This window comes from Flavobacterium sp., from assembly GCF_043778725.1.
Lineage (GTDB): Bacteria > Bacteroidota > Bacteroidia > Flavobacteriales > Flavobacteriaceae > Flavobacterium.
This window is the reverse complement of the sequence record NZ_JAYWFT010000146.1, coordinates 1-3,458: the sequence shown is the minus strand read 5'-3', so window position 1 is coordinate 3,458 and position 3,458 is coordinate 1. Positions and strand designations below refer to the sequence as shown.

The window sequence follows — 3,458 nt, the reverse complement described above, 5'->3', positions numbered from 1 at the left end:
TGTGAGCATCTGGAGCTTCATCAATGAACAATCTATCATAAAGTCGAACTTCAGCTTCAATAGCATGCGAAATTGAAACCCAATGCAAGGTTCCAGCTAAATTTTTTAGATTAAGCATCGGAAATGAAGTGCGTCTTAAAAATGGTTACATTATTAAAGGCGAAAGTGTTACTAAAGATGCCAACGGAAAAATTACCGAAATTCAAGTAACTTATGATGAAGATTCACGTTCTGGAAGTGGGAGTGAAGCGAGTCAAAGAAAAGTTGCTGGAACCTTGCATTGGGTTTCAATTTCGCATGCTATTGAAGCTGAAGTTCGACTTTATGATAGATTGTTCATTGATGAAGCTCCAGATGCTCACAAAGAGAAAAACTTCTTGGAATTTATGAATAAATCGTCGTTAGAAATCGTAAAAGGATTTGTAGAACCAAGTCTTGCCGATGTTAAGCCAAATGATAAATTTCAGTTTCAACGATTGGGTTATTTTAATGTAGATAAAGATTCAACTGCTTCAAAATTAGTCTTTAACAAAACTGTTGGACTAAAAGACGCTTGGGAAGAAAAAGGCAAAAAAGAAGAAAATTTATTGATGAATACCTTAAAGGAACTCAATAAATATGTAAAAGAAAAAGACGAAAATACTGCCGAAATTATCTTAAAACCAATTGTTGAAAACATAAAAAGTATCGATAATTATAGTTTGATAATCAATACGATTCTAAAAAACATCAAGAACGATAATAATGCTTTATTGTTTGCTAATTTGGTCTTGAAACATTCTGATAAAGTTTCGTCAAAAGATATCGAAATTGAACAATTGACAAAATTATATTCGATGTCATTAAAAAGTCAATTGTTTTCAGCAAGAATTTCAGCAATTGAAAATTTACAAAATGATGAAGCGAATTTGAACCATTTTCAATCTCAATTATCAGAATTAAAAAATTCAGAGAAAAATGAAAAAGTTTTAGATTTGCTAAAAACAGTTTAATTTTAACTATAGAATTTACAAATACAAAGCCATCAGAAATGTTGGCTTTTTCTATTATTATAAAAATCTATTATTATAAAAATCTATTATTATCTATTTTTGATAGAAATTTACAATTAAAAACGAGCATCATAAATTAATTTTAAGCGATTTTATGGTTTTTTTTATCACATATTACCTTTCATGAAAAAACGCTTCATAAATCTTTTTATTTAAGCTTTTTATTTAAAACTTATCCAATTTTATAAAATTAGTTTACTATTTATAGTTTATAGTAAACAGTAAACTATAATTTATTATATTTGTTTACTATTTACCGTTTACAGTAAACTATAAACAATCAAGTATGGATTTTAAAAATAAAATAAAAGGGCTATTTCAAGAAAAAAAAGAATTAAGTGTAAATGAAATTGTTTCTGAATTTACAATCTCTAAACAATATGTTCATAGAATTCTAAATCAATTAGTAGAAAATAATGAAATTGAGAGAATTGGTTTGCCACCAAAAACAATTTACAAACTAAAAGTTGTTTCAGATAAAAAATCTGTTTCAATAGAAAACGTAACATCTGAAAAACAACAATTTCTTCAAGAAAATTTTATTCTGATTACTGAAATTGGTCAACTTCTTCATGGTTTACTAGCGTTTCAAAACTGGTGCGACAAGCGAAAATTACCTTTAGAAAAAACTATTGATGAATTTATTTTAACCAAAGATAAATACAATCAATACATAGATAAAAATGGATTAATTTCTGGATTAGAAAAACTAAAAAGCACCAAAGGATATGATAAAATCTTTATGGATGAATTGGTTTATCTAGATTTTTATGCCATAGAACGTTTTGGAAAAACTAGATTAGGCACCATTCTTCATTATGCAAAACAAGGACAAAATAAAATGTTGATGAAGATTTTGATTGATGAAATTAAGGAAAAAATAAACACTATAATTTCAGTTTATAAAATTGATGCCATTGCTTATGTTCCACCAACAATAAAGCGTGAAACACAATTAATGAAAGTAATGGCAAACGGATTAAAAATTAATTTACCAAGTATTAATATTATTAAAATTGGCGGAATCATTCCTGTTCCACAAAAATCATTGAATAAAATTGAAGAGCGTATTAACAACGCCGAAAACACTTTTGTAGTAAAAGGAAATGTTTCTTACAATACAGTTTTATTGATAGATGATGCTGTTGGTTCGGGTTCAACATTGAATCAAATTGCAGGAAAAATTAAAAACAAACAATTAGCAACTACCGTTATTGGACTAGCGATTGTTGGAAGTTTCAAAGGGTTTGACGTGATTACGGATGTTTAACGACAATTTAACACTACAACTTTTAATTTTTTTGTATCTTTAGTTTACTAAATTTAAAAATCATGTCTAGTAAAAATGTAAATGGTGCATTAGCACTTTTAGTTGGTGCAGCAATTGGAGTTGGAGTAGGAATTTTATTTGCTCCAGATAAAGGTGAAAAAACTAGAGAAAAAATGAAAGATGGTTTTGACGACTTAAAAGATCAAGCCAAATCTAAATATAATTCTCTTGAAGACGAAACCAAAGAACGTTTTTCAACCGCAAAAGACAATTTTAAAGAAACGGTAGAAGAGTTACTTTCTAATTCTAGTTATAAAGCAGAAGAAGCCATCACGTTTCTTGAAGAAAAATTGGCCGAATTAAAAAAACAAAACGCTAAACTTCAAAAATAATGGCATTTGAAGAATTAAAAGAAAATACAGATGCTATTCAAGAAAATACAAAAGCTTACATAGAAAGCAGTTTGGCTTACTATAAACTTTGGGGTTTTAAGGTAGCCATGAAATCGACAACTTTAATGTTGAAATTTTTCTTAATTGCTATTTGCTTGATGATTGTTTTGCTTTTTGTTTCTATTGCAGGAGCTTTTGCTTTGGGTAATTTATTCAATAGTTATCCATTGGGATTTCTTGCCGTTGCCGGAATTTATTTAGTGCTAGCCTTGCTTTTATTTTTAGTAAAAGATAAAATAGTGGAAGGACCAATTCTAGAGAAATTCTCAGAAATATTTTTTAACGACTAGATTATGGAACCAAAAAAATATTCATCCTACGCTCAGATTGAACAAGATTTAGAAATTTTGAAAATTGAGAAAGAAATTTATTATCAAAAAATTCTTTTAAGCATTGATAAAACCAAAGAAAGTATTCTTCCATCAAAGTCAGTTTCGTTACTTGGCAATCTTTATCAAAAAGTATTTTCAGGAACTTATGGAGCCATTTTAAAGATGATTATTCCTTATGCAATCAATTGGTATATAAACAGAAAAAGAGGCGATTAAGCCTCTTTTTTTTATTTAATAAAACTAAAAATTATACTTCGTCACTTGGATTTGATGTATCGCTTGGATTAAAATCGATAGAAGTAGTATCTGCTTTTTTAACTCGTTTAGGTTGGTTTTTCATTTGCTCACCAAT

Annotated in this window: 4 protein-coding genes and 2 pseudogenes; 5 read left to right on the top strand and 1 reads right to left on the bottom strand. The window is 28.2% G+C overall.

All coding sequences use genetic code 11. The annotated features are described in order from the left end of the window. Positions 1-94: pseudogene (locus tag ACH2CG_RS13620) on the bottom strand (hypothetical protein); the annotation flags it as partial. 1 nt (position 95) lies between these two features. On the opposite strand from ACH2CG_RS13620, the pseudogene ACH2CG_RS13615 reads away from it, so the two are divergent. The 5 genes and pseudogenes from ACH2CG_RS13615 to ACH2CG_RS13595 all read left to right on the top strand — a co-directional run. Then, positions 96-992: pseudogene (locus tag ACH2CG_RS13615) on the top strand (glutamine--tRNA ligase); the annotation flags it as partial. A 346-nt stretch (positions 993-1,338) separates the two neighbouring features. Beyond that, positions 1,339-2,322, top strand: a complete 984-nt coding sequence (locus tag ACH2CG_RS13610) for a hypothetical protein (protein WP_395066110.1) — start codon at positions 1,339-1,341, stop codon at positions 2,320-2,322. 62 nt (positions 2,323-2,384) lie between these two features. Continuing rightward, complete coding sequence (locus tag ACH2CG_RS13605) at positions 2,385-2,714, top strand: YtxH domain-containing protein (protein WP_395066108.1); 330 nt, start codon at positions 2,385-2,387, stop codon at positions 2,712-2,714. Continuing rightward, positions 2,714-3,064: a competence protein gene (locus tag ACH2CG_RS13600; RefSeq protein WP_395066106.1), complete on the top strand. Its 351-nt coding sequence runs from the start codon at positions 2,714-2,716 to the stop codon at positions 3,062-3,064. Before ACH2CG_RS13605 ends, ACH2CG_RS13600 begins: the two co-directional genes overlap by 1 nt. Positions 3,065-3,067: 3 nt before the next feature. Continuing rightward, positions 3,068-3,322 (top strand): DUF6327 family protein, encoded by a 255-nt coding sequence (locus ACH2CG_RS13595; RefSeq protein WP_395066104.1) that lies wholly within the window; start codon positions 3,068-3,070, stop codon positions 3,320-3,322. Positions 3,323-3,458: the final 136 nt, after the last annotated feature.

Coding starts and splice junctions, on each gene's coding strand:
- ACH2CG_RS13610 (WP_395066110.1), top strand. CDS start 1,339: ATGGATTTTAAAAATAAAATAAAAGGGCTATTTCAAGAAAAAAAAGAA.
- ACH2CG_RS13605 (WP_395066108.1), top strand. CDS start 2,385: ATGTCTAGTAAAAATGTAAATGGTGCATTAGCACTTTTAGTTGGTGCA.
- ACH2CG_RS13600 (WP_395066106.1), top strand. CDS start 2,714: ATGGCATTTGAAGAATTAAAAGAAAATACAGATGCTATTCAAGAAAAT.
- ACH2CG_RS13595 (WP_395066104.1), top strand. CDS start 3,068: ATGGAACCAAAAAAATATTCATCCTACGCTCAGATTGAACAAGATTTA.